6 protein-coding genes are annotated in these 5,208 nt (G+C 66.5%); all 6 read left to right on the forward strand.

Going from position 1 to position 5,208, the window contains the following annotated elements:
* The first annotated feature begins 207 nt into the window (after positions 1–207).
* The 6 genes from rsmD (at position 208) to AB4Y84_RS12590 (ending at position 5,038) form a co-directional block, all read left to right on the forward strand.
* Positions 208–786 (forward strand): 16S rRNA (guanine(966)-N(2))-methyltransferase RsmD, encoded by a 579-nt coding sequence (gene rsmD, locus AB4Y84_RS12565; protein WP_442250218.1) that lies wholly within the window; start codon positions 208–210, stop codon positions 784–786.
* Between the two features lie 26 nt (positions 787–812).
* On the forward strand, positions 813–1,322 hold the full coding sequence (gene coaD, locus AB4Y84_RS12570) for a pantetheine-phosphate adenylyltransferase (RefSeq protein ID WP_008267036.1): 510 nt from the start codon (positions 813–815) through the stop codon (positions 1,320–1,322).
* Between the two features lie 78 nt (positions 1,323–1,400).
* Positions 1,401–1,892, forward strand: a complete 492-nt coding sequence (locus tag AB4Y84_RS12575) for a hypothetical protein (protein ID WP_442250219.1) — start codon at positions 1,401–1,403, stop codon at positions 1,890–1,892.
* Positions 1,893–2,024: 132 nt separating this feature from the next.
* Positions 2,025–2,306: a YfhL family 4Fe-4S dicluster ferredoxin gene (locus AB4Y84_RS12580; RefSeq protein WP_442244599.1), complete on the forward strand. Its 282-nt coding sequence runs from the start codon at positions 2,025–2,027 to the stop codon at positions 2,304–2,306.
* On the forward strand, positions 2,303–4,030 hold the full coding sequence (ggt, locus tag AB4Y84_RS12585; RefSeq protein WP_442244600.1) for a gamma-glutamyltransferase: 1,728 nt from the start codon (positions 2,303–2,305) through the stop codon (positions 4,028–4,030). Before AB4Y84_RS12580 ends, ggt begins: the two co-directional genes overlap by 4 nt.
* A gap of 120 nt (positions 4,031–4,150) precedes the next feature.
* Positions 4,151–5,038, forward strand: a complete 888-nt coding sequence (locus AB4Y84_RS12590) for an MBL fold metallo-hydrolase (protein WP_223494827.1) — start codon at positions 4,151–4,153, stop codon at positions 5,036–5,038.
* Positions 5,039–5,208 lie beyond the last annotated feature (170 nt).

The following is a 5,208-nucleotide window of genomic DNA, read 5'->3' on the forward strand; positions in this document are numbered from 1 at the left end:
GGTTGTGGGGGTGTCCGCGGCATGGATGCCGCGGCCAAGCCCCCATGGATGGGTTTACGGCGTCCCCCACAGCCTGACCCACCCCGCCAACCCACAGGAAGCCAGCTTTTGACGTTGCTTCGGCCTCTGCGGGTGCCGGGCGCAGCCCGGCCGAACTACAATCCCGCTCATGCTGAAATTCTCGAATACCTCCTGCCGGGGGCGCCGATGAGCGGCCGTACTGCGAATGACGGCCAGGTCCGCATCATCGGTGGGCGCTGGCGCRATACCCGGCTGCCGGTTCCGACCCTGCCGGGCCTGCGGCCCAGCAGCGACCGCGTGCGTGAGACCCTGTTCAACTGGTTGATGCCCAAGCTGGGCGGGGCGCGCGTGCTGGACCTGTTCGCCGGCAGCGGCGCGCTGGGGCTGGAGGCGGTCTCGCGCGGTGCCGCGCACGCCACCCTGGTCGAGCGCGATGCGCAACTGGCGCGCAATCTGTCCGCTGCCGTGGCCAAACTGCAGGCAGGCGACAGCGTCACGGTCGCCCAGGCCGATGCGCTGCGCTGGCTGCAGGCCGCGCCGGCACAGCAGGCGGATCTGGTGTTCATCGACCCGCCGTTCGCCGATGGCCTGTGGCAGGACGTGCTGGCCCAGCTGCCGCGGCACCTGGCCGCCGATGCCTGGTTGTACCTGGAATCGCCGGCCAGCCACGTGCCGGCGCTGCCCCCGGAATGGCTGCTGCACCGCGATGGCGGCACCCGCGAGGTGCGCTTTGCCCTGTACCGCCGCGCCGCTGCTACACTTTGACCTCATCTGAACATCTGCTACCGCCCATGACCGTGGCCAACCGCCGCATCGCCGTCTATCCCGGCACGTTCGACCCCATCACCAATGGTCATATCGACCTGGTGAGCCGGGCCGCGCCGCTGTTTGAAAAGGTCGTGGTGGGCGTGGCGCAGAGCCCCTCGAAGGGACCGGCACTGCCGCTGGAGCAGCGCGTACAGCTGGCGCGTGGCGCCCTGGGCCACCACAGCAACGTCGAGGTCATCGGCTTCGATACGCTGCTGGCCCATTTTGTACGTTCGGTGCAGGGCGGTGTGCTGCTGCGCGGGCTGCGCGCGGTGTCCGACTTCGAGTACGAATTCCAGATGGCGAGCATGAACCGCCACCTGATTCCGGAGGTCGAGACCCTGTTCCTGACCCCCGCCGAGCAGCACAGCTTCATCTCGTCCTCGCTGGTCCGCGAGATCGCACGCCTGGGTGGCGATGTGTCCGGCTTCGTGCCGGCCGCCGTGCTCGAGGCGCTGCGCAAGGTCCGCGAAGCGAAGTCGGCGCAGTCGTAAGCCCTGGCCAGCAGTAGATCCTGTAGCACCACGCATTCCATTACGCACACCAACACGCAACATTCCGGGAGGAAACCCATGAACAACACCATGCGCGCGATGCTGATCGCCTCGTTTGCCCTGGCTTTCACCGCCTGCAAGAAGGAAGAAGCCGCTCCGGTCGACGAAGCCAAGCAGGCGCTGGTCGCCCCGGCCAAGGAAGACGACGCAGGCTGGAAGAAGTACCTGCAGGAAGTGGCCATCCAGAACATGGGCAACATCACCAACAGCCCGTTCCTGTACTACCTGTCGCCGGAATCGGATCCGGACTTCCAGGCCAAGTACGAGCGCCAGACCGAAAGCGCGACCCAGGCCGTGGCCCGTGGCGTGCAGCCGGGCAACATGCTGGCCTTCGGTTCGTCGGCCTCGGGCAAGATGGCTGACATGATCCAGACCGTGTTCAAGGACGTCTCGCCGGATTYGATGAAGGGCGTGCGCGTCGTCTTCATCGGCCAGTCCGCCGACAACGCCCGCGTGCAGGCCGTGGTCCAGCCGACCGGTGCCGAGTACATTTTCGTCGAAGCCAAGTAAGACCGAGCCGAGGCGGTCGTGCTTCGGCACGGCCCGGGCGGCGCCCTGCGATGGGCGTCGCTGATGACCTGACCGGCCCGCGCGCCCGCGCAGGCCGGTCCTTGTCCCAAGGCGCGGGCGTGGAGTATCGCCATGTCGCTGAAAATCAATGAGCTCTGCGTCAACTGCGACGTATGCGAGCCGGCCTGCCCGAACCAGGCCATCACGATGGGTGAAACCATCTACGTGATCGACCCCGCCCGCTGTACCGAGTGCGTGGGCCATTTCGACGAACCGCAGTGCGTGGTCGTCTGCCCGGTCGAATGCATCGACACCGATCCGGACATCGTCGAAACCGAAATCGAGCTGCTGGCCAAGTTGCGCCAACTGCAGCACGATCATCCCGAACTCTATGCGGAGCCCCCATCCGAATGAAGTCGTTCGCCCGCCCCCTGTTGCTGCTCGGCCTGCTGCTGAGTTCCGTCGCCTGGGCTGATGCCCCGGTTCGTGCCGAGCGCCCCGATGGCGCGGCCATCGCCAGCGGTCACGCCTTGGCCACCCAGGCCGGTGTCGACATCCTGGCCCAGGGCGGCAACGCCTTCGACGCGGCGGTGGCGGTGTCTTCGACCCTGGCAGTGGTCGAGCCGATCAGCTCCGGCCTCGGTGGCGGCGGCTTCTTCCTGCTGCATGATGCGGCTACCGGCAAGGACGTGATGCTGGACGCGCGCGAGACCGCGCCGGCCGCAGCCACGCCACAGGCGTTCCTCGACAAGAAGGGTGACCTGGACCGCGACCGCTCGGTCAACGGCCCGTGGTCGGCCGGCATTCCGGGCCTGCCGGCGGCGCTGGTCGAACTGTCGGCCAAGCACGGCAAGCTGCCGCTGGCGGCCTCGCTGCAGCCGGCGATCCGCATCGCCCGCGACGGCTTCCCGGTGTATGAGCGCATGGCCAAAGGCTATGCCTCGCGCCGTGAAGTGATGGAGCGCTATCCCGGTACGCGCGAGGTCTACCTGCGCAATGGCAAGCCGATCGCCACCGGTGACCTGTTCAAGCAGCCGGAACTGGCGCAGACCCTGGAGCGCCTGGCAGCCGGTGGCTTCGATGGCTTCTACAAGGGCCAGACCGGCAAGCTGCTGCTGGCCGGCGTGAAGCAGGCCGGTGGCAAGTGGACCGCCGAGGAACTGGCCGGCTACCGCGTGAAGCAGCGCGCGCCGATCGTCTTCAACTACAACGGCTGGAAGATCACCACCGCGCCGCCGCCGTCCTCTGGTGGCATCGCCCTGGCCAGCATGCTGCAGATCCTGGAAGGCTGGGACATCAAGCAGATGGATGCCGCGCACCGCACCCATCTGGTGGTCGAGTCGATGCGCCGTGCCTACCGTGACCGCACCTTCTTCCTCGGCGATCCGGATTTCGTGCAGATCCCGCAGAAGGTGCTGGCCAGCAAGGATTACGCGCAGGGCCTGCGTGCCACCATCCACCCGGAAAAGGCGACTCCCAGCGACCTGCTGTCGGGCAACCCGACGCCGCTGGAGGATGACGAGACCACCCATTTCTCGATCATCGACCGTGATGGCAACCGTGTCGGCGCCACCCAGACCGTCAACCTGCTGTACGGCTCGGGTCTGATTCCGAAGGGCACTGGCGTGCTGCTGAACAATGAGATGGACGACTTCGCGCTGAAGCCGGGAACGCCCAATGCCTTTGGCGTGATGGGCTACGCGGCCAACGCGCCGAAGCCGGGCAAGCGCATGCTCAGCTCGATGACGCCGACGTTCATGGAGAACGACGACAAGGTGATCGTGCTGGGCACGCCCGGTGGCAGCCGCATCATCACCATGGTGCTGCTGGGCATCCTCGGCTACGACGCTGGCCTGGATGCGCAGCAGGTTGCCGCGCTGCCGCGCTACCACCACCAGTGGCTGCCGGATCTGATCGAAGCCGAAAGCAATGCGTTCGACGCCGCCACCATCAAGCAGCTGCAGGCGATGGGCCACAAGATCGACCTGCCGGGCGAGGTCGCTGCCGGTGGCCGTGGTTCCAGCCACGTGTGGGGCAACCTGCAGACGGTGGAGTGGGACCGCAAGGCCAACAAGCTGTTTGGCGGCAGCGATCCGCGCAACCCGGTCGGCAGCGCCCAGGTCGTGCCGGCTCCCTGATCCGGCGGTAGCGCCGGGCCATGCCCGGCGGATGCAGACCTGAGAACCCCGCCCGCAAMGGCGGGGTTTTTCATTTCCCGGCTAGCGATTATTTAACGAGCGGCGACCGATAATTGCGTCATGAAACTATGGTCGATCCGCGGTAATACCCAGCGTCTGGATGGCGGTGCAATGTTCGGCAACGCACCGCGCGCGTTGTGGGAAAAGTGGGCAGCACCGGATGAGCTCAACCGCATCGAGCTGGCCTGCCGTGCGTTGTTGGCGAGCCCGCTGGAAGGCAAGACGGTGCTGTTCGAAACCGGCATCGGTGCGTTCTTCGAGCCGCGCATGCGCGAGCGCTATGGCGTGCAGGAAAGCCAGCATGTGCTGATCGATTCACTGCGCGAAGCCGGCTTCGAGCACGAAGACATCGACGTGGTGGTGCTCAGCCATCTGCATTTCGACCATGCCGGTGGCCTGCTGGCTGCGTGGCGCGAAGGTCGTGAACCGGAACTGCTGTTCCCCAATGCGACGTACGTGGTCGGTGCGCAGCATTGGCAGCGTGCGCTGCAGCCGCACCCGCGCGATCGCGCCAGCTTCATTCCGGAACTGCCGGGCCTGCTGCAGGCCAGTGGCCGCCTGGAAGTGGTGGACGGCGAGTATTCAAAGGTGCTCGGCCACAGCGTGCGTTTCAGCTACAGCGACGGACACACGCCGGGGTTGATGCTGGCCGAGATCGTGGGACAGGACCGCGCAGGCACAGGGACACATGGCGGCGTGGTGTTCTGCGCCGATCTGATTCCCGGGCGCTCGTGGGTGCACGTGCCGATCACCATGGGGTATGACCGCAACGCCGAGCTGCTGATTGACGAGAAGCGGCAGTTCCTGGAAGACAAGCTGGCGCGCAACGTGCATCTGTTCTTCACCCATGACCCGCAGGTGGCACTGGCGCAGGTTGGGCGGGATGAGAAGGGGCGTTTCGTGACGCTGCATGAGCAGGGCGAACTGAAGGCGCGCGCGCTGGGGTGAGGTTTGCCGGCAGGGCTGCGCCCTGCACCTGCAGAGGCCGGAGCCGAAGCAACAGCAACAGCGGGCTATCCGTGGGTGGCGGGGCGGTGTCGGATTACGGGGACGCCGCAAGTACGTCCTTGTAGGCTTGGCAGCCGCATCCATGCGGCTGACACCCCGCAATCCGACAC

This window comes from Stenotrophomonas sp. 2YAF22, from assembly GCF_052114665.1.
Lineage (GTDB): Bacteria > Pseudomonadota > Gammaproteobacteria > Xanthomonadales > Xanthomonadaceae > Stenotrophomonas > Stenotrophomonas indicatrix.

Excerpts from the sequence above, each read along its gene's own strand:
- coaD (WP_008267036.1), top strand. The coding sequence starts at position 813 with ATGACCGTGGCCAACCGCCGCATCGCCGTCTATCCCGGCACGTTCGAC.
- AB4Y84_RS12580 (WP_442244599.1), top strand. The coding sequence starts at position 2,025 with ATGTCGCTGAAAATCAATGAGCTCTGCGTCAACTGCGACGTATGCGAG.
- ggt (WP_442244600.1), top strand. The coding sequence starts at position 2,303 with ATGAAGTCGTTCGCCCGCCCCCTGTTGCTGCTCGGCCTGCTGCTGAGT.
- AB4Y84_RS12590 (WP_223494827.1), top strand. The coding sequence starts at position 4,151 with ATGAAACTATGGTCGATCCGCGGTAATACCCAGCGTCTGGATGGCGGT.